Source organism: Bacillota bacterium (assembly GCA_033549065.1).
Taxonomy (GTDB): domain Bacteria; phylum Bacillota; class Dethiobacteria; order DTU022; family DTU022; genus JAWSUE01.
In genome coordinates, this window is the sequence record JAWSUE010000001.1 from 49,764 (window position 1) to 74,111 (window position 24,348).

General features: G+C 43.7%; 21 protein-coding genes. 6 read left to right on the forward strand and 15 right to left on the reverse strand.

The window, feature by feature from the left end; all coding sequences use genetic code 11:
* Position 1: 1 nt before the first annotated feature.
* Both SCJ97_00270 and galU read right to left on the reverse strand, forming a co-directional pair.
* Positions 2-1,315 (reverse strand): amidase, encoded by a 1,314-nt coding sequence (locus SCJ97_00270; GenBank protein ID MDW7738480.1) that lies wholly within the window; start codon positions 1,313-1,315, stop codon positions 2-4.
* A gap of 40 nt (positions 1,316-1,355) precedes the next feature.
* Positions 1,356-2,222 (reverse strand): UTP--glucose-1-phosphate uridylyltransferase GalU, encoded by an 867-nt coding sequence (gene galU, locus SCJ97_00275; GenBank protein ID MDW7738481.1) that lies wholly within the window; start codon positions 2,220-2,222, stop codon positions 1,356-1,358.
* 209 nt (positions 2,223-2,431) lie between these two features.
* On the opposite strand from galU, the gene SCJ97_00280 reads away from it, so the two are divergent.
* Genes SCJ97_00280 through SCJ97_00290 form a run of 3 tightly spaced genes read left to right on the forward strand, consistent with a single transcriptional unit; the run spans position 2,432 to position 6,985 of the window.
* On the forward strand, positions 2,432-4,078 hold the full coding sequence (locus tag SCJ97_00280) for an NAD+ synthase (GenBank protein ID MDW7738482.1): 1,647 nt from the start codon (positions 2,432-2,434) through the stop codon (positions 4,076-4,078).
* Positions 4,079-4,119: 41 nt separating this feature from the next.
* Positions 4,120-6,057 (forward strand): tRNA uridine-5-carboxymethylaminomethyl(34) synthesis enzyme MnmG, encoded by a 1,938-nt coding sequence (gene mnmG, locus SCJ97_00285; protein ID MDW7738483.1) that lies wholly within the window; start codon positions 4,120-4,122, stop codon positions 6,055-6,057.
* The gene (locus SCJ97_00290) at positions 6,047-6,985 is read left to right on the forward strand and encodes a TIGR01212 family radical SAM protein (GenBank protein MDW7738484.1); all 939 of its coding nucleotides are present in this window, start codon (positions 6,047-6,049) and stop codon (positions 6,983-6,985) included. Before mnmG ends, SCJ97_00290 begins: the two co-directional genes overlap by 11 nt.
* Before the next feature lie 26 nt (positions 6,986-7,011).
* Here SCJ97_00290 and SCJ97_00295 read toward each other — a convergent pair whose 3' ends face one another.
* The 5 genes from SCJ97_00295 to SCJ97_00315 form a co-directional block, all read right to left on the reverse strand.
* A complete protein-coding gene (locus SCJ97_00295) occupies positions 7,012-7,827 on the reverse strand; it encodes a 3-keto-5-aminohexanoate cleavage protein (protein ID MDW7738485.1) in 816 nt (271 codons plus the stop codon).
* Positions 7,820-8,260 carry a hotdog fold domain-containing protein gene (locus SCJ97_00300; protein ID MDW7738486.1) on the reverse strand — a complete coding sequence of 147 codons (441 nt, stop codon included), beginning with the start codon at positions 8,258-8,260 and terminating at the stop codon, positions 7,820-7,822. Before SCJ97_00300 ends, SCJ97_00295 begins: the two co-directional genes overlap by 8 nt.
* A gap of 64 nt (positions 8,261-8,324) precedes the next feature.
* Positions 8,325-9,575, reverse strand: a complete 1,251-nt coding sequence (locus SCJ97_00305) for an aminotransferase class III-fold pyridoxal phosphate-dependent enzyme (GenBank protein MDW7738487.1) — start codon at positions 9,573-9,575, stop codon at positions 8,325-8,327.
* Between the two features lie 34 nt (positions 9,576-9,609).
* Positions 9,610-10,647, reverse strand: coding sequence for an L-erythro-3,5-diaminohexanoate dehydrogenase (locus SCJ97_00310; protein MDW7738488.1), 1,038 nt, complete (start codon positions 10,645-10,647; stop codon positions 9,610-9,612).
* Between the two features lie 23 nt (positions 10,648-10,670).
* Positions 10,671-11,768: a 4Fe-4S binding protein gene (locus tag SCJ97_00315; GenBank protein MDW7738489.1), complete on the reverse strand. Its 1,098-nt coding sequence runs from the start codon at positions 11,766-11,768 to the stop codon at positions 10,671-10,673.
* A gap of 178 nt (positions 11,769-11,946) precedes the next feature.
* Between SCJ97_00315 and SCJ97_00320 the strand changes: the two genes are divergently transcribed.
* A complete protein-coding gene (locus SCJ97_00320; protein ID MDW7738490.1) occupies positions 11,947-14,208 on the forward strand; it encodes a DEAD/DEAH box helicase in 2,262 nt (753 codons plus the stop codon).
* Positions 14,205-15,434 (forward strand): ribonuclease H-like domain-containing protein, encoded by a 1,230-nt coding sequence (locus SCJ97_00325; GenBank protein ID MDW7738491.1) that lies wholly within the window; start codon positions 14,205-14,207, stop codon positions 15,432-15,434. Before SCJ97_00320 ends, SCJ97_00325 begins: the two co-directional genes overlap by 4 nt.
* Positions 15,435-15,464: 30 nt before the next feature.
* On the opposite strand, the gene metW is transcribed toward SCJ97_00325, so the two are convergent.
* From metW to SCJ97_00355, 6 genes are all read right to left on the reverse strand, one after another.
* Positions 15,465-16,064, reverse strand: a complete 600-nt coding sequence (metW, locus tag SCJ97_00330) for a methionine biosynthesis protein MetW (protein MDW7738492.1) — start codon at positions 16,062-16,064, stop codon at positions 15,465-15,467.
* Positions 16,065-16,070: 6 nt separating this feature from the next.
* Positions 16,071-17,276 carry a homoserine O-acetyltransferase gene (locus tag SCJ97_00335; GenBank protein MDW7738493.1) on the reverse strand — a complete coding sequence of 402 codons (1,206 nt, stop codon included), beginning with the start codon at positions 17,274-17,276 and terminating at the stop codon, positions 16,071-16,073.
* Positions 17,277-18,581, reverse strand: a complete 1,305-nt coding sequence (locus SCJ97_00340) for an O-acetylhomoserine aminocarboxypropyltransferase/cysteine synthase (GenBank protein ID MDW7738494.1) — start codon at positions 18,579-18,581, stop codon at positions 17,277-17,279.
* A 316-nt stretch (positions 18,582-18,897) separates the two neighbouring features.
* On the reverse strand, positions 18,898-20,727 hold the full coding sequence (locus SCJ97_00345) for a ferrous iron transporter B (GenBank protein MDW7738495.1): 1,830 nt from the start codon (positions 20,725-20,727) through the stop codon (positions 18,898-18,900).
* Positions 20,720-20,959, reverse strand: a complete 240-nt coding sequence (locus tag SCJ97_00350) for a FeoA family protein (protein MDW7738496.1) — start codon at positions 20,957-20,959, stop codon at positions 20,720-20,722. Before SCJ97_00350 ends, SCJ97_00345 begins: the two co-directional genes overlap by 8 nt.
* 45 nt (positions 20,960-21,004) lie before the next feature.
* Positions 21,005-21,427: a metal-dependent transcriptional regulator gene (locus SCJ97_00355; protein MDW7738497.1), complete on the reverse strand. Its 423-nt coding sequence runs from the start codon at positions 21,425-21,427 to the stop codon at positions 21,005-21,007.
* Positions 21,428-21,623: 196 nt separating this feature from the next.
* On the opposite strand from SCJ97_00355, the gene SCJ97_00360 reads away from it, so the two are divergent.
* Positions 21,624-22,802 (forward strand): MFS transporter, encoded by a 1,179-nt coding sequence (locus SCJ97_00360; GenBank protein MDW7738498.1) that lies wholly within the window; start codon positions 21,624-21,626, stop codon positions 22,800-22,802.
* Between the two features lie 45 nt (positions 22,803-22,847).
* Here SCJ97_00360 and msrB read toward each other — a convergent pair whose 3' ends face one another.
* Together msrB and SCJ97_00370 are read right to left on the reverse strand one after the other, a co-directional pair.
* Positions 22,848-23,399, reverse strand: a complete 552-nt coding sequence (msrB, locus tag SCJ97_00365) for a peptide-methionine (R)-S-oxide reductase MsrB (GenBank protein MDW7738499.1) — start codon at positions 23,397-23,399, stop codon at positions 22,848-22,850.
* A gap of 130 nt (positions 23,400-23,529) precedes the next feature.
* Positions 23,530-24,285, reverse strand: coding sequence for a prolipoprotein diacylglyceryl transferase (locus SCJ97_00370; GenBank protein ID MDW7738500.1), 756 nt, complete (start codon positions 24,283-24,285; stop codon positions 23,530-23,532).
* Positions 24,286-24,348 lie beyond the last annotated feature (63 nt).

Below are 24,348 nucleotides of genomic sequence, written 5' to 3' on the forward strand. Positions count from 1 at the left end.
GCTAAATGTTGTATGCCTGATATTCTTCAAAAACCCCGGAAATACCAACCGCCCAGTACAGCAGTAACTCATCGCCCATAAAGGGAGCGATAAACTGCAATCCAAGAGGCAGGTTATTTTCACCCTTTCCGGATGGAACTGATAAAGAAGGCAGTCCTGTATTCGTCCAGGGTAGGCTCATGATCGGATTCCCTGTCGATGAAAGACCTTTTGGCGCTGTATCCGGTGCTGCAGGGGTCACCCAGAGGTCTATATTGTTCTCACGCATGACTGTCTCCAGCTCTTCGCGCAATGATTTTTGCCTTTTCCGCGCCTCATCAATTTCTGTCCTGCTTACTGTCATACCCTGCTCGATCAATTCAGCTGTTCTTGGCCGGTAGAGATCTTTAAACCGTGGATAAAGTTCTGCGTGTTCCAAGGCAAGTTCTGCTGAGACCAGTTTTCTATGCCACATATTTATGGTTTCAATATCATCCATCACATTTATATTTTTAATGTCATACCCACTGTTTTTAAGCTGATCGAGCTGTTTGTTAAACGCCTCCAAAGATGCTGGAGAGGCCTGCTCCAGGTAATTGCCTCTCGGTACGCCCAGTGCAGGTTTGTAATCTACCTTAATTTCTTTCCAACCATGACATAAAACCCGGGCCGCAAGGATCATGCCTTCCACATCCTGTGTAAAACAACCGACATGGTCTGCCGATCTTGAGAAATAAAGAAGCCCTTCACTTGGTATTCGTTCATAGGTCGGTTTATAACCAACTACTCCGCAATAGGCAGCCGGACGATTAACCGAAGCAATAGTCTGTGTGCCCAGAGTCAGCGGACTGAATCCGGCTGCAACAGCAGCAACTGATCCACTGCTTGAACCTCCCGGGGTGTGCTCTATATTGTGTGGATTTCGGGTTGGACCGGGTTCAAAATAAGCAAACTCTGTTGTAACAGTTTTACCGAGAACCAAAGCTCCGGACTGACGCAACAGCCTTACACAATCAGCTTCAGGACCGGCAAGAAGTTTCGGATCAATTTTTGAATTAGCCTTGGTTGGAAAACCATCAACCCGGTATATATCCTTTATACCGACCAGTACCCCAAACAGCGGTGGCCTTTTAGCCGGATCAGGATATGTTTTTACCAAAATTTCTGCTTCTTCAAGCAATCTTACCCTGCGGCCGGGTTCCGGTAAAAAAGATTCAATCACAGAATCTTCGCTGTCCAGCAAGTCACAGGTTACATTAACGTGATCTTTCAGATCAAGCTTTCCACTAACCAGATCACGGGCCAGTTGGGCCAGGGGTGCGGGGTGAAGATACATTTTTATTCCTCCTCGTGCAGTATAAAATTAAAAATCAGCCTTACTTCAAAAGTTCTATAAGATATGCTCTCAGCGCGGGAGCCAAATCTTCTCTCCTCAATGCATATTCGACAATTGCTTCCAGGTAGCCAAGCCTGTCGCCCACATCATAGCGCCTGCCTTTAAAGGTATAAGCCCATACCGTTGATTTCAAAGCCAGGTTATTTAATGCATCGGTTAATTGAATCTCTCCACCGGAACCGGGGATCGTTTTTTCCAATATATCAAAAATCTCTGGATCAATGATATAGCGGCCTAAAACTGCAAGATCTGATACTGCATCTTCCCTCTGCGGTTTTTCTGTAAGCTGCCTGACTCTGACTATATTTCCGATTTCACCGCCGGAATCAACTACACCGTATTTATGAACATTTTCCCATCCAACTTGCTGGCAACCTAAAATGGTTTGCCCTTTATCTGAGTATATCTCTGCCATTTGACCGATCACAGGCTTCTCGGAATATACAATATCATCGCCTAATAGAACTGCAAATGGATCGTTGCCGATAAATTTTCTGGCACAGAGAACTGCATGTCCTAAGCCCAAAGGTTCTTTTTGACGTATATAAAATATATTAGCCATCTCACTGATAGATTTTATTTCTGATACTTCACGGTCTTTGCCTTTTTGTCCGAGAAACATTTCGAGCTCGATATTATAGTCAAAATGATCTTCAATTGCCCTTTTATTTCGACCGGTAATGATCAAAATATCTTCGATGCCTGCCTCTACTGCTTCTTCAACAACGAACTGGATGGTCGGTTTATCAACAATGGGCAGCATCTCCTTGGGCATCGCCTTGGTTGCCGGTAAAAACCTGGTTCCCAGGCCGGCGGCAGGAATGACCGCTTTTTTTATTTTTGTAATTGGTAACACCCCCAAATTCCATATATATAACTATTGTATTGATTAAACCCGGATTTTTATTATACCGAATATTTCTCCACTAATTAGTTCTATTCCTCTAATCAGGCATTCGCAGATCCAGATTACCCCTAAATAATTCTAAACCATATTTTCGATCAGATATAAAGTTACTATGTTATAATTGGATAAATTTAAATGGAGGGGATAAAATGCGCATTGCCCTGGCTCAGTTAAACCCCACGATCGGAGCACTGACCGTCAATACAAAGAAAATTGCCGAACAGTATGAGATTGCTGCAAAAAATGATGTTGGTCTGGTCGTCTTTCCAGAACTAGCCCTGAGCGGCTATCCTCCAAAAGATTTGCTTCTGTATAAAAGTTACATTGAAAAAGAAAGCAAAATCCTCACAAATCACATACTACCGCTCACCAAATATTCAGGACCGGCAATTTTGATTGGCGCTTCTTTCAGAGATTCCGGAAAGCTGTTTAATGCTGCCTTGTTTATCAGAGAAGGGGAAATAAAATCAGCCCACTTGAAAAGTTTACTGCCCAATTATGATGTATTTGATGAAGAAAGGTATTTTACCAGGGCACCGGATCTGCAATTGGAAAAGTTGGATGATCTGCCGACAGCAATCGTAATCTGTGAAGATATGTGGAATGATCACGACTTTTTCCAAAACCCAATCTACAATACTGATCCTCTTGAACAACTTTTCCAACAAGGAGCCCGCCTGATGATAAACCTGTCATCATCGCCATACCATCTTGGCAAGCATAAACTTCGTGAAGAACTGATCTCTTTTTTGGCTAAAAAATATAATGCCGGTATTATTTACCTTAACCAGGTGGGTGGAAATGATGAACTTATATTTGATGGCTCGAGCCTGGCATTTAATAACCGGGGAGAATTACTTTATCGCGCTAAGAGTTTTTCGGAAGAGCTTTTCTATGTAGAAACCGACGATCTCTTTAAAAAAACATTTAAAAACCCAATACCTGTATGTGAAAACATGGAAACAGTCAGACGGGCTTTGTGCCTCGGGCTTAAGGATTATGTGCATAAAACCGGATTTGAAAAAGTAGTTCTTGGTTTAAGCGGTGGAGTTGACTCAGCAGTAGTTGCTGTTCTGGCTGCTGAAGCCCTTGGACCTGATAATGTTTTGGGCATTATGATGCCTTCTCCGTATTCGTCCAGCCACAGCGTGGAAGATGCAGTCGCACTTGCTGAAAACCTTGGGATACAGTACAGAATAGTTGAAATAGAAAAGCCTTTCAACACTTATCTTGAATTATTAAACGACGGGCAGAGGGCATTTTTCGACCTGGCTGAAGAAAACCTGCAGGCCAGAATCAGGGGAAATATCGTCATGCATGTTTCAAACCGGGAAGGCTACCTGGCACTTGCAACGGGTAACAAATCAGAACTCGCTGTGGGATATTGCACACTATATGGAGATATGTCAGGAGGACTTGCTGTAATAGCGGATCTCCCAAAAATGATGGTATATGAACTGGCCAACTACCTGAACAGCAGGCAATCCTCTGAAATAATCCCTGATAGAACTATAAGAAAAGCACCCTCTGCGGAACTAAGGCCTAATCAAAAAGATGAAGACTCTCTTCCTCCATATCATATCCTTGACCCTATTCTTCAATTGTATATTGAAGAAAACTTTGCCATTTCAGAAATAATAGCAAAAGGGTTTGAAAAAGAAACAGTTGAACGAGTTATTTATATGGTTGACCGGGCAGAATTTAAAAGGAGACAGGCCGCCCCGGGCTTACGTATCACCACCCGTGCATTTGGTTCCGGACGTAGAATGCCTATAGCCCGCAGTTATGATTACTAATCACTTTTTACTGATTATATTTTTCTATGGAGTGAAATAGTATGTCTGCCATAAATAAAAGCAGCATGGACCAGGAAAGCTATGATATTGTGGTTGTAGGCGCAGGACATGCCGGTTGTGAAGCTGCCCTGGCAGCTGCCCGATTGGGCTGTCGCACTCTTTTATTAACTCTCAACCTCGACATGACTGCATACATGGCCTGCAATCCCTCTCTGGGCGGGCCGGGGAAAGGGCATCTTGTACGTGAAATTGATGCACTCGGCGGAGAGATGGCCAGAATAGCCGACAAAAACCTGCTTCAGGTCCGCCTGCTTAACACCGGTAAGGGACCGGCAGTACAGGCTTTAAGAGCACAGATCGATAAATGGGGTTACCAGCGTTCAATGCGGCTCGCTCTTGAGAGTGAGCCAAGATTAACAATTCGTGAAGATATGGCTGAAGAACTGATAACCGAAAACAAGGCAGTGAAAGCCGTCAAGGGTCGCAGCGGTGCATTGTTTCCCTGTAGAACAGCTATCATCTGCAGCGGAGTATATCTGGCATCAGAAATTTTTTTGGGTGACCTTCACTATACAGCCTCTCCGGGTAGCCTGACTCCTTCCTTCAGCCTGGTTTCCAGTCTCGAAGATCTGGGCATTGAATTTGACAGGTTTAAAACCGGTACTCCGCCCCGGATTTACAAACGAAGTATAGATTTCTCAAAATTAATTCCAGTTTACGGTGAACCCGGTGCTCCCGGTTTTTCAATAAATACTTTAGAAACTCCAAAAGAACAAATTCCATGCTGGATGACCTACACTAACCCGGAAACCCACCGTGTAATCAGGGAAAATTTTTCAGTAGCTCCAATATACAGCGGGCTGATCAAAGGGCGCGGCCCCAGGTATTGCCCTTCAATTGAAGATAAAATTGTCCGTTTTGCCGACCGGGATCGCCATCCTGTTTTTATCGAACCTGAAGGAGCGGATACTGATGAACTATATCTTCAGGGAATTTCTACAGGGCTTCCTCCCAAAATACAGGAAGCATTCCTTCGAACAATAACCGGCCTTGAAAATGTAGAAGTAATGCGACCGGCTTACGCCATTGAGTATAATTATGCACCACCGGTTCAACTTAAATTAACTCTAGAAACCAAGAAGATCAGCGGGCTCTTTTTTGCCGGTCAGATTAACGGTACTACCGGTTACGAAGAAGCTGCAGCCCAGGGATTAATTGCCGGAATCAATGCAGTACAATCCTTCAGAAACAACGATCCCTTGATTTTAAGACGCAGCGAAGCATATATAGGAGTTATGATTGACGATCTTGTAACCCGTGGTGTTCAGGAACCGTATCGAATATTTACATCAAGAGGAGAATATCGACTACTGCTGCGCCAGGATAACGCTGATTTACGGCTCAGTGAAAAAGGCAGATTACTCGGCCTGCTTGATGATGAAAGATACAATGCTTACAAGATCAAAAAGAATTATATCGAAAATGAATTGAAGAGGTTAAAGGAAATAAGGCATAATCCAGGTGGAGAAATTGAAGTGTTTTTAAAGAGCCATGGCTCTGCCCTGCCAAAACACCCGCTGACCGCTTTAGAACTGATCAGAAGGCCGGAAATTAGTTATCCGGCTTACCTGGAATGGGAACAGGCCAGACAGCCCGATCTGCCAAATGGAACTCTTGGAGAATTGGAAAATCAAATCAAGTATGAAGGTTACATATCAAAGCAGAAACAAATGATCGAAAAAACGTCAAAAATGCATGAGAAAAAAATACCGGAGAACTTTGATTACAGCAAAGCTATAAATCTTTCAAAAGAAGCGCGTCAAAAGCTGGAAAAAATTCGCCCTGCAACTATTGGCCAGGCGAGCCGAATGGAAGGAGTTAGCCCTGCTGATATTACGGTTCTAATGCTATACCTGGAAAGGCCTGAAACCCTTGATGCCATAGCAGGTAACAGAAAAGAGCATAAAAATGAACAGTGATTATATAAAATCTAAGGAACCTGGCTGGTATTACCGCCTTAGCAGCTTTTTCCGCGAAAAATTTGGTGGACCTGTATATAAAATACCTCTTGATGCCGGTTTTTCATGTCCAAACCGCGATGGGACAATAGGTGAGAAAGGATGTATTTATTGTTACAATCCATCTTTTTCGCCTTTCAGCAAAGAGGCTTCATTTACTCCCCTGGCGGTTCAGTTATCCAGAGGCAAAAAAAAATCAAAAGGGGCCCGATATATTGCCTATTTTCAGGCTTACACCAATACCTATGCCCCGCTAGAGCATTTAAAGTCGCTGTATGACCAAGCTTTAGCTGAACCAGAAGTAATCGGCCTCAGCATTGCCACACGACCTGATTGTATTACAGATGAAACCCTAAATTTGCTTGAAGAATACGCCAGTCAATATCATATATGGATTGAATACGGGCTGCAATCAGCCCATGATAAAACCCTGCAACGAATCAACCGTGGCCACAAAGCCATCGATTTTGAAATCGCGCTGACTAAAACGAAAAACAGAGGCATATATAGCTGTGCTCATATAATTCTTGGTTTACCGGGTGAAACTGAAGAGATGTTTTTTGATACAATACATTTTCTGAATAAATGTGCAGTAGACGGAGTTAAGTTTCATCATCTGCAGGTTGTGCGTAATACCCCCCTGGCAGAAGAATACCAGAAAGGGAAAATGAAGTTATATTACAGAGCTGAAGATTATATACCTATACTTTGTGATTGTCTCGAAAGACTCTCTCCGGAGGCAGTTATTCATCGCCTGGCCAGTCAATCAATTTCTGATGATCTGCTTATCGCCCCGCAATGGAGTGAAAGTGCAGGCAAAATAGCTTCAATGGTTGAAAATGAGTTAATAAAAAGAGGCACCCACCAGGGTTATCTCTTTAATCGATAACCCGTTTGATGTTCAGGTCAAAATTATTAAACCGGTAAACCGAGAATCTTTCTTGCTTCATCCGGAGAAGCTACCGGCCTGTTGTGTATACCGGCTACCCGCGTAACCCGGTCCACAAGCTGAGCATTACTTTCTGCAAGAATTCCCTTCTCATAGTAGATGTTATCTTCAAATCCAACCCTGACATGCCCACCCATGATTATCGCTGCAGTAGCCATGGGAAGTTCGTATCGTCCCATTCCCGCAACAGTCCAGGTGCTGCCCGAAGGAATTGATTCAACCAGGTGAAGTAGATTTTTTATTGTGGCCGGGATTCCTCCCGGAACTCCCATTACAAAGTCAAAGTGGAGTGGTTCTGAAATAAGTTCCTGCCGCAAGAGGGTAAGAGCATTGTTGATCATTCCCACATCAAAAACCTCAATCTCCGGTTTTATTTCCAACTCTTTCATCACTTTGGCAAATTTTTCAATGAAAGCCGGAGGATTCATAAAAATATCATTACCAAAATTAACCGTTCCTGTTGAAAGTGTAGCCATTTCTGGTTTAAGGTAAATCGGCTGCATACGTTCTTCAACTGTCATGCCAACTGCACCACCTGTTGAAACCTGAATAATCGGATTACATTTAGTTTTTATCCTGGCGATAGTTTCTTCAAATCTATCGCTGGACTGTGTGGGTGTCTGATCATCGTTGCGGACATGCAGGTGGATTAATGACGCCCCTGCCTGACAGCATTCATATGCAGCATCGGCAATTTCCTCCGGTGTTACAGGCAGATTCGGGTTATATTCACGGGTCACCTCGGCACCGGTTAACGCTACGGTTATAATCAATTTATCCATTCTGTTTGCCTCCGGTTTCATCATTTTTGACAGACTGAGGTCCCCTCTGCAGGTGCAGAGGCACAACACATGTACCGCTGGCCCGGGCTACCAAAACCGGCTCATTGAGCAGGTTACAGGCTGATGGACAATCTTTGATATCAGCATTGGATATAACTTTATACGCTTCAAACTGCATATGTCTGGAAGTTCTCCCAACCCGATCAATCCAGCCCGAGATCTCAATAAAATCACCGGCACATAACTGTGCTTTAAATTCAACCATATCATAGGCTGCAAATAAACCTTCATCTCCGTCATGGCGAATTAGCAATTCGGTAGCAATATCACCAAAAAGCTTGATGACCATCGCACCGTCAACAAGACCGCCACCATAGTGTACATCATGTTCGCTGATCCTGATTCGCAGCATTACTTTTTCATTTAGGGCCATCATAAAACCTCCCTTTGCCAGGGGCGCTATTGACAGAAGTCTGATATTCTATCCCGTATTTTTTTCAGGCAGGATATTCCCGGGCAACAATATCGAGAGCTTCTGCTATATAATTTAAAGCATTCTCCAGATCTTCTGTGGTATGCCTGTATGCAATATACCAGTGATGATAAGGCTGAATGAACAGTCCACGCCTGATTGTTTCTGTGTAGAATCGTGTTCTCCGTTCTTTATAGAAGTCATCAGTTTTTTCGAAAGTTAAAAAAGGCATCGGGGGTATACCGGAGACTGTAACAGGAATTTTTGAATTGGCTACGATTTTTTTCAGACTATCTAAAAATACTTCCCCGCGTTCCCATATTTTTTCAAGAACTTTGTCTCTTTCCATAATATCCAGACATTTCATCGCGGCAACCATTTCCAGGCTGTTGGGGAAGAAGGTTGAACTGATAAAAACATGCTGTTCAGCTTCCTTCATTATTTCTGCTTTACCTACACAAGCGCTGATGGCATAACCGTTAGCCATTGCTTTACCGATGGTAGTCATATCCGGGATAACCCCGTAACGTTCCTGGGCTCCCCCCATTGAAACCCGGAACCCGGTCCGGATTTCATCAAAAATCAAAACAGCACCATACTGGTCGGCAAGGGAGCGTACCCCCTCAAGGTAACCTTCAGGGGGAGCAGATACCGGTTGAGCCAGTGGATGCCCCACAGGGGTTATTATTATGCAAGCCACATCATCCTTATTCTCTTTAAGTTTTTTCTCCAGAGCATCAAGATCCCCATAGGGAAACTCAACGGTTAAATCATGAATTGCCTTCGGGACTCCACCATGTACTTCCACACACCAGTCATGCCAACCGTGATATCCGCAGCGAAGTATTTTATCTTTTCCGCTGTAACCACGGGCTATTCTTACTGCTACTCCTGTTGCGTCAGATCCCGTCTTAACCAGAATAACCATTCCCGCTGATGGAATAAGGTCAATCAAACGGTTGATTAACTCATTCTGTACCGGTTGGACCAGGGAAAAGCAGAAACCTTGCTCCATTCTCTCTACGACTGCCCTGTTGATCTCCGGTTCATTATAACCCAGTATGATCGGTCCGTAAGCACAGAGCATATCAATATAATCGTTTCCATCAACATCAACTATATGACCACCATACCCATGGGTCAGGAATATGGGGTATTCACCCTCCACAAAGTTATACGGCCTCCTGATACCCATAACACCACCAGGAGATATTCTTTTGGCCTCTTCAAACATGGATAGCGATTTATCAAGTTTTAATTTCGGCTTTGACCGCACAGCAACTCATCCTTCCTCTTTTACTTTAACTACCTCAGGTATAAAGTTCCTCAAAGATTTTTCTTAATACAGAGCTTTCCCTCATGATATTTAGTGAAATTTCAGCATGATCACGGGTGTAACCATTACCGACAATCATTGTAACATCCTTACCTACACCCTCAGCTCCCAGGGCGGCTGCCGTAAAATTTGTAGCCATGCTGAAGTAATAAACTACCCCTCCGTCACGAGTGGCAAGGATCGAAGATAGTTCTGTATTAGGTATATTAACACAGTTAATAGTGACATCGGCCAGTTCGCCTCCGGTTGCCTCTTCCACTTTATACATAACACCAAGTGCATCTGAAGCGTCGGCTATCAAAACTGCATCACAATATCCCGTGGACTCTGCCCTCTGCTTACTTGCTTCACGTGGGGCGATTCCGATTACCTTGCCGGTAACTCCGGCTCTTTTTCTAGCTTCGTGAAGGCAAAGCATCCCTGATTTTCCCCCGGCTCCGATGATAACAACTTTATCACCAGGCCTGACCAGCTTGGCAGTCTGCGCTGCTGCTCCGGCAACATCAAGGACCGCCAGGGATAATGTCTGGGGCAGATCATCAGGAAGAACTGCATAAATACCGCTGTCAAATAGGATTGCCTTTCCCTCAATCTCAACTTGATCAATGTTTTTATGGATTTTTTTTATTTTATCTATTCGCAGTGGTGTCAATGATAGCGATACCAGGGTTGCCAGTCTCTGACCAGATTTCAGCGGGGATTTACCTTTCCAGGCCGGTCCGATTTTTTCTACCTTTCCGATCAGCATTCCACCTGACCCGGTTACCGGATTATGGTGCTTGCCTCTTTCAGAAACGATGGACATCATCTTCGCGGCGATCTTCTCTTCATTACCTCCGGCTTTTTCTTCAATCTGGGTAAAACTTGCTGAATCGATATTTAGTACTTCAACATCAATCAGCACCTCATTGTCATAAATCTCCATGTCGTTATCGATCTTCCAGGCCGGCTGCGGAAGCAGCCCCTTTGGTTCGATAACGCGATGGGTTCCGTAAGGACAGCCTTTTCGCATAAAGAAAACCTCCTATTTTATATCTAGTATCTCCCACGTTCGAGAGCAATATTGATCATTTGAGCAATCTTATTCTCGGGTGGAACGTGAATTGATTCCCTCTGGACCATCTGAAGAGCTTCAGCCGGACAAACCGAGGCACAAACCCCACAGCCTATACATTTTTCCCTGTTCAATTCCGGTTGGGCAGCCTCCGATGAACTTAATGCTTTAACATGGCAGGCGTCAATACAGGCATCACAACTCAAACATAGCTCGGGATCAATTTCGGGTATAAAATTACTTGGTTGAATCGACTGGACATTATATTCAGTAATTGATTTGAGAACGCCACAGCAACAGCCACAGCAGTGACAGATATAAGCCGGTTCATCGATGACATTATCACAGGTTAGGACCAGCCCCAATTTATAACTACGCTCCAGATTCTTAAGCAGCTCATCAGTTGAAGCCTTACGGGCAAAACCTCGTCTGACCAGCCACTCAGAAGGCCTGGAGAGAGAAGTGCAGATATCTTCCATGGGATAGCTACAGGGATTCCCCAGGTGCAGGCTTTTATGGCGACAGGCACAGATCGACAGTCCCCCACCTCCGGAATCAAGAATGACCTGTTCAGCTTTTTCATAGTTTAATACTTCGGTATGAATTAACTCAGGGATATACTGTTCATAGATAAGTGTCCGGAACATCTTTGTCCCGGCTCCAAATATTTCTTCTGCAACCCTTGGATCATGAAAATATTTATCAAACAAAGAGGTTAGTTCTTTCAAATCTGCACGATCTGTTCTCATCATGGTGTATTCGAAAAAACCGACAACAACGGGTGATAACATGTAGTAAGTTGTATCGCGGCGGGGAACATCAACAACCAATCCCTTGTCAGCCATACTATTTAGCAATATCGAAAGTTCCCTGGCAGGCATACCGGTTAATTCCAGAATTTCTTCAAATGGACGAGGCCGGATTGGGAATAAGCTCCCCACTGATGCTTCTTTCTCGGTATAAAGCAGCTTTAATATATCCATAAAGGTTTCATTAATTACAGCACCAACAGGAAACCTGCTCAACCTTTCTGCCAGCGCCTGATAAGCTTCTTCCTTGCCGCCAGACATATGCCCCATAGTATATAACCCCCTGAATTATATTATAACTGTTAAATTATAGCCTAACCAATTAAACATTCGCCAACTCAAATATAAATCCTTTGCATGATAAAATTCATAATCAGATCAGTAGGAGTTTGTAGCCGGCCGGCGAATTTAATATAAGCAAACTTATGTTTAAGGTGGGCAACTCAAAATGACAGTTTTACCCGATATACTCCTTAAGTGGAGCGAAGATCCTACGTTTATGTCCAATGTAACCCGTTGGGAAGTTGTCCCTGCTTACAACGGTGAATATCTTGATTTTCCAGGATACATGGAACCCCAACTGGTCAACGCGCTGAATAAAAAAGGAATTACGAGACTTTACAGTCACCAGGGGGAAGCTATTGAAGCCATATTGAGAGGAAATAATGTCGTAGTTGTAACCCCGACTGCTTCAGGTAAAACTCTCTGTTACAATTTACCGGTTGTCAGTTCAATAATTAAAGAGCCCTCAAGCCGCGCCCTTTACCTGTTTCCGACCAAAGCACTATCCCAGGATCAGGTCGCTGAGCTGCGTGAACTGACCGGTACTCTTGATGTCAACCTGAATTGTTATACATATGATGGCGATACCGAACCCGGATTGCGACAATCTATAAGACGCAGCGGCCATATCGTGGTCACCAACCCTGATATGCTGCACTCTGCGATTTTACCCCACCATACAAAGTGGGTACAACTTTTCCAAAATCTGAAATATATCGTGATCGATGAAATGCATCAATACAGGGGAGTTTTCGGCAGCCATGTAGCAAATGTAATCCGCAGGTTAAAACGAATCTGCGCTTTTTATGGTGCTGATCCAAAATTCATCCTCTGTTCGGCTACGATTGATAACCCGGGAGAACTGGCCGAATTACTGATCGGCGAGTCAATAAAAGTCATTGATCATAATGGAGCTCCAAAAGCTGAAAAACACTTTATATTGTATAATCCTCCATTGATTAACCCGGAGTTAGGCATTCGGCGCAGTTCACTGCTGGAGACCAAACATCTGGCTGCCGACTTGATCGATAAAGGTGTACAAACAATCATTTTTACCAGAAGCCGTTTGGGCGTGGAAGTTCTTTTAACATATTTGCGCCAGGGCATAAAAACAAAACCCGGAGCCGACAGCAAAATAAGAGGATATCGCGGTGGATACCTGCCTCGTGAGCGACGAGCTATAGAAGCCGGACTCAGAAACGGCAATATTAAAGGTGTGGTAAGCACAAATGCGCTTGAGCTGGGAATTGATATCGGTGCCCTTGATGCCTGTATCATAACCGGTTATCCCGGAAGTATATCAAGTACCTGGCAGCAGGCCGGGAGATCAGGGAGACGAAGCGGTGTTTCACTGGCCATGCTGGTGGCCAATAGTGAGCCGTTGAATCAGTACCTGGTTGGAAATCCCGATTATTTCTTCGGTCGCAACCCGGAAAGGGCTCTGGCCGATCCGGATAACCTGATTATTTTAACCAATCATATACGATGTGCCGCTTTTGAACTGCCATTTGATCGCTCGGAGAAGTTTGGTAAGTCCGATATACAGGAAGTTCTGGAATTTCTGGAAGAAGAAGGTGTTCTATATCTCAGCGACGGTCGATACCACTGGATGGAGGATACATATCCCGCCGAAGAGATAAGCCTCCGCAGCGCGACTAGAGAAAACGTGGTTATCATTGATATTACCAGCCCTCAGGCGAGGGTAATCGGGGAGGTAGACCGCTTCAGCGCACCTATGCTGGTTCATGAAGAAGCGATATACATGCATGGAGGAAATCAATACCAGGTTGAAAAACTTGATTTTGAAGAAAAAAAAGCCTATGTCCGCCAGGTAGAAGTAAATTATTTTACAGATGCCAATCTCGCTGTTGATCTAAAAGTCCTGGATATTATTGATAAGATTGAAGATCCTGTAATCCGGGCCTGGGGAGATGTTCGAATTAATGCCCTTGTATCGATGTTTAAAAAAATACGCTTTAATACTCACGAAAATCTGGGAGCGGGATCGGTCAACCTGCCCGAAACAGAAATGCATACTACTGCTTTCTGGATTGCTTTTACAGAATCTATACTCGGCAGTATGCCACTTTCGGAAATCCAAGCCGGGCTAATTGGTTTAGCCAATTTGGTCCCCCAGGTCGCATCACTGTTCCTAATGGGCGATCCGCGAGATCTGCGTGCAGTTAGCCAGGTAAAGGCACCATTTACTGAACTACCCACACTTTTTCTTTATGACAACTTCCCGGGCGGAGTTGGCTACAGTCAGGAGCTATTTAAATCTTACCTCGACATTTTTAAGGCAACCCGTGAAGTAATTATTAACTGCCGCTGTAGTGATGGCTGTCCTTCATGTATTGGCCCAGCTTATCAAAGTGAAGAAACAGCAAAGACACCTGCTCTCAAACTTCTCGGGGTGATTCTGAAGTGATCAGGAATTTTAAATCCCGTCTCACTGAATTACGGGAAACCGGTGAAATAAAAACGGGACGTCAAATAGCGGAGGCCCAAAAATCAAAAGTTCAATGCAAATTGTTTCCGGAAGATAGCAGGGAAGATAATACCGCATTTGGAAATTGCTATTTTCGGGAAAAACAATTTCCGTTGGAATACCAGCACGGAATCTACAAATTATCCGGCTCTCTAACCTGCTGTGGACCGGAATTGGTCCTTCCAACCAGAGATAAGAGACTGGAATTTTTTGATCCCCGTGATTCAATATTTCTGGATATTGAAACAACCGGACTTTCAGGCGGTACCGGCACTCTGGCCTTTTTGATCGGGCTTGGTTGGTTTGAGGGAGATCTATTTCTACTGCGACAATATTTTTTAAGACGCCCTGCAGAAGAAAGAGCGGTACTGACACACTTTGCTGAATTAACCTCGAATTTTTCAACAATAGTAACCTTTAACGGAAAAATGTTTGATCTCCCCCTGATTCAAACCCGACAGCTTCTTGCGGGTTTGAAAAATACAGAACCGCCTTTGCACCTTGATCTGCTGCAATGTGCCAGGGCCTTTTGGAAAAAGAGATTCCCCTCGCGATCACTTAAGTCACTGGAAGAAACTCTCCTGGGACTTAAACGGTTGGATGATATACCCGGCGCAGAGATACCTTCCGTATATTTTGAATTTCTACGTAGAGGAAATACTGACCGATTAAAGCAGGTTTTCCATCATAATGTGCTCGATATACTTTCCATGGTAACACTGTTAGAACGTGTATCAAGGCTTTCTGCAGGTCAGTTGATTGAACATCCGGCTGAAGAATTTGCACTGGGAAAACTTTGTATCGAATCGGGACGCACAGCCGAAGGAATCAGTTATCTCAATAAAGCATCAATCAGTGCGCACGAGACACTTGCTTCTGAAGCCGCACTGGAATTAGCCTTCTACCATAAGCGGATGGGAGACTGGCTTGAAGCTGTAACCATCTGGCAGAGAATGATCGACAATCACTCAGTTAATCCACTACCCTATGTTGAGATGGCTAAACACATGGAACATCGTTCAAAACAATATAAATCTGCGCTTGAGATGGCGCTGAGAGCATTGGAGATATCCCGGCTTTTTCCGGATCGATATACTTCGGGTGAATTATCCATCACGGCACTTCAGCATCGTATCAGGAGGCTTAAGGCTCGTCTTTTCCGGTAACTAAAATAATTTATCCACTCAATTCGTTTATTACTGTTTAAGAAGAAATAGCAGTTCTTCTGCAGAAGAACTGTCATCCGGCATAGATAATGGCCTATATGAAAACCCATCATTGGCATAACCTCCAACGATTTCGACTCCCCTGCTTTCAACCCAGTCCAGAAAATCAAGTAGCGTAAAAAGATGAATATTAGGAGTATCGTGCCACCGATAGGGTAAGGTTTCCGTTACAGGCATCCTTCCCGTCTGATAAAGCTGGCTGACCACTTCCCGGTAATTAAAATTAGGGAAACTGACAATTGAAAGTCTGCTTATCCGGAGCATCTCTTCAAGAACAAACATAGGTCTGCGCAGTTGTTGAAGCGTTTTTTCCAAAACTGCATAATCATAAGAACTGCTGATAAATTCCGGTAATCCGTGATCAAGATTTTTATGATAAACAGGAACTCCGTTCTGAATAGCCATGGCGACACATTCAGGATCAGTTTCAACAGCCTGCCCTATGACCCTCTTTTTTTCTATCAACCCGGCCAGAAGTCCACCATCCCCGCATCCAAGATCGAGAACCGAAGAACCGGGGTCGATCAACTCATAAATTAGCTTATGATCCCAGCGTTTTGCTAAACCCATTTTTAATCACACCTTACTTAAAAAAGATTCTATGAGCGGTCGGGTCTGCTCTGTCTCAAGCAGAAATGCATCGTGGCCGTAATCGGATTCAATCTCGATATAGGAAACCGGCTTTTTATTGGCCAATAGTGCTTCGGCTATCTTCCGAGTTTCTGAAGGGGGATAGAGCCAATCCGATGAATAACTGATCAGCAGCATTTTCGCCGTGATCGGAGCGCAAGCCAGAGTAAGATCTCCCTCACCATAAAGTGATGCGTCAAAATAATCCATCGCCCTGGTCAAATAAAGATAGCTATTGGCATCAAAACGTCGGACAAAAGAGCGTCCCTGATGTTCCAGATAGCTTTCAACAGAAAACTCATTATTGAGTTTGTAACATGGATGGGTCCCGTTTTGAAAACGCCTTCCGAATTTACCTTCCATGGAGTTATATGAAAGATATGTTATATGTCCCAACATGCGGGCCAGTTCCAATCCGCCATCAGGTGGCTGAGAATGGTAATAATCACCGTTGGAAAAGTAGGGATCGCATAAAATAGCCTGCCGTCCCACTGCGTTAAATGCCAGTCCCTGGGCTCCGAGCCTGGCTGATGCAGCCAGTATGATCGCCGAGCTGACCCGATCTGGATAACTTATCGTCCATGCAAGGGCTTGCTGTCCACCCAGTGACCCACCGGCTACAGCAAGGAGCTTATTCAAACCCAGATAATCCTGGAGACGAACCTGTAACCTCACCCAGTCATCAACGGTGATAACCGGAAAGTCAAGAGCATAAGGCTTTCCTGTATGCGGATTCTTTTCCCACGGACCGGTTGTCCCATAACAGCTTCCCAGGATATTGGCACATACAAGGTAATAACGGTTTGTATCGAAAGCTTTTGACGGCCCGACCATTTCATCCCACCAACCCGGTCTTTTTTCACGCCATGGCCGGTTGTCCTTCTGCCAATCGGCATCCCAACCGGCTGCATGAGCATCACCGGATAAGGCATGTAAAATAAAAATTGCATTGTCTTTCTCCGGTGAAAGCTTTCCATAGGTTTCATATTCCACTGTTACCGGGTACAGCTGAGCGCCGCAATCAAGAGGCAAAGGGTTATCTTTATCTGCCAGGACTACCCGCTGTGGCCTGGTCCATCCTACTGAATAAGGTGAATCAGGAAGATCAAATCCGGCTTTTTTCTCGAGGCAGACATTCAATGGATCGGTCATTTAATTGCCTCCTTCAGATTGGCTGGCAATTAAAGCCCGATCAAGATCGTCAGTTATATCTTCTATATCTTCCAGTCCCACAGATAGACGGATGTAGTCCTCCGTTACACCTGTTGATAACCTTTCATTCTCCGATAACTGCTGGTGAGTGGTAGATGCCGGGTGGATGATCAAGGTTTTGGCATCACCGATATTGGCCAGATGAGAGATCAACTCAACTGCATTTATCAACCGAATTCCTGCTTCAAGTCCCCCTTTTACACCAAAACCGATTATAGCCCCCTGCCCGGCAGGAAGCTTTTCCTGAGCATAAGAATAATCTGGATGGCTTTCCAGTCCCGGATAATTAACCCATTTTACAGCAGGATGTTTCTCAAGCCAGCGTGCAACTGTTAAAGCATTTTCACAATGTTTGTTCATCCTTAAAGGCAGGGTTTCTAAGCCCTGTAAAAATAAAAATCCATTAAACGGTGAAAGGCAGGGACCAAGATCTCTCAGCAGCTGGACTCTGGCCCTGACCGTAAATGCTAATCCCTTTTGTCCTGAATTACCAAACGAATCCCAGTATCTAATTCCATGATAAGATGGATCCGGTTCGGTAAATTCGGGAAACTTACCGTTATCCCAGGGGAATGAACCTTTTTCAACAATAGCTCCACCGATTGAATTACCATGCCCCCCAATAAATTTGGTCAGTGAATGGACAATTATATCAGCTCCATGTTCAAAAGGCCGATAAAGATGTGGGGTGGTCACTGTATTATCTACAACCACCGGTAATCCAAACCTATGGGCAAGATCACATATTTCATCAAGCCTGGATACCTGGTTTTTAGGATTACCTATAGATTCCAGATAGATTGCCCTGGTGTTATCATCGATCAGCTTTTCCATTTCGTTTAAATTCAAGGGGTCTACAAACCTGACCTCTATCCCCAACCGGGGCAATGTATAAGAAAACAAATTATAAGTTCCCCCGTAAAGGTGACTGCTGCTGACAATATTCTGTCCTGCTTTTGCCAGGTTCAGAATCGTGAGAAAAATAGCAGCTTGTCCGGAGGATAGGGCGAGCGCTGCGCTTCCCCCTTCCAATTCGGCCAATCTCTTTTCCAAAACATCTACAGTGGGGTTCATTATTCTTGAATATATATTTCCTGCCTGTTCAAGGCCAAAAAGACCGGCTGCGTGTTCAACCGAATCAAACAGGTAAGATGTTGTCTGGTAGATCGGAACAGCTCTCGATTTGGTTGTCGGATCGGCCTGCTGACCGGCATGCAAAGACAAAGTGGAAAACTTGTGAGTCATGATAAATGCCTCCCGTTTAAGTTTGTAGTTGTATTTTAAACTGAGTTAATTCAGGACATATGGGAGTACATAGCGGATAGCCCGCCTCGATCTGTGAAAAAATAGGGAGAAAAGCGGAAAATTGAAGATTTTAATCCTGAGAAATATTGTGGCAGCATAACTAACAAATCTATTTACCTCCGGGTATACCTCTGCGTCTATTACTGATATAATTCCTATAAGTTTAGTATTAAATATTACTTGAAATAATAACGCGCTTGCTTAGATTTGTCAAGTTTTATCGGAGATCAATTTTATGAGATACGGCTGCAGTCATTCAGGCAACTCTATCCAGATCCTTTAACTCTCGCCTGTCGGAAGTGCTGCCAACCAGAAGAGCAAGCAATATTGCTGATACGATAAGAATTATCGAAAGGTAAGCAGCCGGGATTATCGTATCCAGTAAGAGGTTTAAGATAAAACCTGCCGAAAAAGCGGTAGCAAGCATGATCGCCGCTGATTTTAACATATCCTTAATGCCAAGCTCTTTAACCATGACAGTAAAGGTAGCAGCGCATGGAAAATAGGCTGCCAAAACTACGGCTCCAATAACAAATTGCCGGGCAGTCAAACCGAGCGGAACCATCATAGCAACAGCAACATCTTTACGCAGAAATCCAATTAATAATGTAGACACTACCTCACCAGGAAGACCGAGGACACTTTTAATCACGGGGGTAAAAAATATACCAACATAATTAACCGCACCACTCATATAAAGAATATTGACTAATAGTATTCCTCCCAGGATATATGGTGTAGCGTGAATGATCAACCCTTTAATTCTCATCCCCAACTTTTTTACCTGGGCTCTGAGGCTGGGTATTCGGTATGGGGGAATTTCAACAACCATGGATGGCGTATAACCGGGCATCAGGCGATCGATAATCAATCCGAGGACTATCCAGATGAAAAAGAGGCTGGAGAAAACAACAGCCAGATAAGCTGCTCCGAATCGGCCAACCAAACCAACTATCATTGCCAGTTGAGCCATACAGGGCACTGCAACCGCCATAAGGGTACAGATAATAAATCTTTCACGTCGGCTTTCCAGATTCCGGGCAGCCAACGCAGCCGGTACATTACAGCCAAAACCGAGCACCATGGGAATTATTGAGTATCCGTGCAGCCCTATTCTATGCATACTTCGATCGACCATAACAGCCAATCGGGGCAGGTACCCCGAATCTTCCAGAAAGCCTAGTACAATATAAAAGACAGTGAGAAAGGGAAGGACAACCCCGAATTCTACAAATACTCCCGTTGTCAAAACACCCAGTGACTCTTCAAAAACAATCTTTCCATCGATTATTTTTCCGATCAATATATCATGTAAAAAGCCACTCGCACCCAAAATATTACTTAAGCCTGCCAGTAAAGGTTCATAAAGCTTTCCAAAAATGTATTCCTCCAAAAACCCGGCAATCAATTCTCCTAACCCAATCACTATTTGAAAGGCGATAAACAAAACCCCTGCAGCAATAGGTATTCCTGTCAGCGGTTTTAAGCTGGCGTCCTGCAGAGTTTCAAGCCAGCTATGGTGACGGTGAACAATTTCCTGGACATCACTGACCAAACTACCTACATAGGTCCAGCGATCTGAAGTGCTAATCTCTTCCATTTTTCTGTTGACAGCTCGCGACATCGCATCGACAAGTTCTTTGAGCCCTTCTCCACTTACAGCAACGGTAGGGACAACCGGAATGCCGAGCAAAGACTCAAGTTTTTCAAGGTCAATACTTATACCCTTGTGGCCGGCTTCATCAATCATGTTCAGGGCAATAATGACCGGAACATCTCGTTCAAGAACCTCTGTCGTCAGTAAAAGGTTTCGCTCCAGGTTTGTCGCATCGATAACATTAATAACAATATCCGCGAGATCGACAAGCGAAGCGGCCACTTCTTCAACTTTAGAAGAAGGGGTGAGACTATACGTGCCCGGGGCATCAATAACCTCAAATGATTCCGATTCAGTATCAAGCTGCCCTTTTGTAAATTCAACAGTCGTCCCGGCATAATTTGAAATCATTACCCGTGAGCCGGTAAGCTGAGAGAAAACTACACTTTTCCCGACATTTGGATTCCCGATAAGTACCAGTCTACGCATTGTTTTCTACCTCTACTATAATTCTGATTGCCTTTCCATAGCCAATGGCAACCTGAAAATTATCAATAGAAACAGTTACCGGCCCGTGGCGGAATATTGAGCTGATTTTCCGGATCTTTTTACCCTTACGCAGCCCGATCTTAGCCAGTTTCTCAGTAAACCCGGGACCTCCCTGGATTTCATGTATAACTCCATTTTGCCCCGGCTTCATATCGATTAAATTCACTTCCATAACAGTGGCACCTCTGTTTCCGGCTAAAGATATTAATTATTTTAGCTAATACTTCATACCTACTTCTTTTTTGAGGACAGCATCTATTTCCTGTTCATCTAGAAACTCCAGTAGCCTGGTAAAAGTTTCTTCACTAAGATCATGTTCCATCAGGCAGGCATCCTTTTCTGCTGCTTCAGGTGAAACCTCGAGAATTTGCGTTAAAAAACCATATATTACATCATGTCTGTGCCTGATTTTCTGAGCATAGCTTTTTCCATTTTCAGTCAGGGATACCGGCCCATAGCGACTCTGGGTGATTAACCCCTTTTGTTTGAGTACTGTTAGAGCCTGAATGACACTGGGCTTGGCTATATTCAATCTGTCAGCAATATCGGTAACCCGGGCTGTTTTCTTATCCTGAACCAAACTCAGAATAACCTCCAAATAGTCCTGGAGAGAAGAAGTAACTTTCAGCGAATGGACCATTTCGATCAACTCCCATAATATATGTTAGGATAACAAAACTTTTAGCTCAAATAATAATCCTCGATAGTTAGGATTGGCTAACAAAAATATTAGCACCATTACTTAAACATGTCAAGTGTTTTATTCAAGCTTTTATCAGTTATAATACTTAATATGCCAGGTGTATTTAGGATTGCTGGAAAGGAAAAACTCAACTATGCATGATAATCTAAGCCCCAAAATTTCGGTCCCCATATTAATTATATACTTTATAGTATTCTGTTCTTTCTTCGACACACACGCCCAGATGCCCATTCTGGCACCTTTTGCGATCAGCCTGGGTGCAACTCCATTCACTCTTGGGCTGGTGGTTGGCTTCTATTCACTTCTCAACATTTTCGGGAATTTTTCTAGCGGAGTCCTGATTGATAATACAAACTGGCAAAAACCGTTACTAATCGGCCTGATCGGCGTCTCCATTGTGCTGATTCTCTATACTGCAGTCGGTACTACATTACAGCTGATTCTGATCAGATCTGCCCACGGCTTTATGGGTGGCATCCTGGTTCCCGCCGCTCTTGCTTCCCTTACAACAGGAGATCGGGAAGTAAAAACTCGTAATAGTCGCCTGGCCTTATTCGGCGCTTTGATTGGTATGGCAGCCATAGCCGGACCTATTTTTTCAGGAATTATAGCCGGTGTTTTTAGTTATTCTGCTGTATACTTAAGTCTGGCTATTTTAATGGCTACGGCTGCAATCCTATCATTAATTACGATTAAACTAAAAACTGGCATCGGAGGAACCAGTAGAGCATCTTTTTTCTTCAGGGAAATATATAAAATACCGCAGTTGAAGAGTTCATTTCTATTTGCCCTCGGTACAATGGGCTCTACAGGCACCCTGGCAGCATTTTTGCCGGTTCGTGCTGAAACTTTGGGATTTAACCATATTAAAACGGGTATACTTTTTGCCACGTTTGCATTTTCTGCGATAATCGTCCAGATTCTCTGGCCCAAAAAACTAAAATTAAGACTTGGATCTGATTTCAAAGGATGCAGAATGGGCCTGTTATTATTGGCCGCTGCACTGCTTATCGCCGCAATGGCAAGCAGCCCGCTGATTCTGTTCAGCTCGCTGGTTATTTTCGGGGTTGGATTTGGTCTGGCATTTCAGGGGATGTTGGGCCTGGTCATAAACAGCTCGCTTCCGGAATGGCGGGGCAGGGCAATAGGTATCTTCTTTGCAACATACTCACTTGGTGTCGCCATAATTCCACCTTTAAGCGGGTTAATTTGGCAGCAATATCCTTTGATTTTCCCTTTTTATACAGCAGCCACTGCTGCTTTAATCAGCATGTCAGCCGGATGCAGAACCTGCAATAAAAAACCGGCTTAACCGGTTTATCCCGGTTTCGCCGGTCTACAGTTCTGGCATAATATTTTATTCAAAAAGTGAAAGGTACTCTTTATATCCCTCTTCGACCATTTTTTCTTTCGGGATAAATTTAAGTGCAGCTGAGTTAATGCAGTACCTCTGACCGGTTGGCTCCGGGCCATCTCCAAAAAGATGACCCAGGTGTGAATCCGCTTCACTGCTTCTAACTTCAACCCTTGCCATGCCAAGGCTTGTATCTTCCACTTCAACAATATTATTTTTATCGATTGGTTTTGTAAAACTGGGCCAACCGGTGCCGGAGTCATATTTATCTGCTGAACTAAATAGAGGTTCACCTGAAACAATATCTACATAGATTCCCTCTTCCTTGTAGTTCCAATATTTATTATCAAAAGGTGTTTCTGTAGCATTTTCCTGAGTAACTGCGTATTCTAAATCAGTCAGACGTGAACGGAGATCGCTCATTTCGTCACCTTCTTTATTAGTTGATTTATCAAAATCGGGGATATCTTCGCTTGGAGTGTCATTTTGACAACCCGTTATTAAAAATATAGTAATCAGAACTATACAGAATACAATAATAAGATTCCGGGACAATTGGATTCCTCCTTTCAATGAATCAGTTGTTAGTCAAATCAAAGCAATAACATTATATTCTAATATTATAATGTTTGCTATTTATTATTATAGTTTTGTTCTTTGCCTATGTCAATGTAGATATATGTGGTCAAGATTTGTTTGTCCTGTAAAGCATAATGAGTGAAAGGATAATCAGGAAAGGAGTAAAAACCTGGACAAGGGTAAAAAACCCAACACCCAGGATTTCGTTTGAGTAATTCCAAACCACAAGCGGGTTATCGCGAAACGTTTCTTCGATTAAACCACGTAAAAGAGTATAACCAAGAACAAAAATCCAGAAAAGATAACCGGGGTTGTTCTCCCGACGGCGGGCTAGGTAATTATGCAGTAGCAGCAGGAGCAGACCAATCAGCGAACCATAGATCTGGGTTGGGTGCCGGTCAAAGGGAAAAAACAAAGTATGACGACCCAGAATTTCCTGGTTAAAAATATTCGCAATCCGGACCAGCGTTATTCCTATGGTGATTCCCGGAACAGCCAGATCTGCAAGAGTAGGCCAATCAACATTCTTGAGCCGGCAGTAGATCCAACTGCTCAGAACTCCTCCTAAAAGACCACCGTGAAATGCCAGGCCTCCCCGATCAATTCGCGGGATCATTTCCAGATTATCCATGAAATATGGCCAGTTGGCAATAACATATACTGCCCTTGCACCGATCACGACAGAAACAATCATGATAATAAAAAATGAAAAAATAAACTCTTCAGTAATACCTTTTTTAAGTCCATACTTTTTAAGGTAATAGAAGCCTATGAGAACTGATATAGCAAACATCAGACCATACCAACGAATAGAAAATGGTCCAAATTCAAAAATAACCGGGCTTATATTTTCAATATACATAATTTAACCTCTCAAGATTTTAATAGTTCTGCATAATGGTAAATGACCGGAAGAAATTTGTCA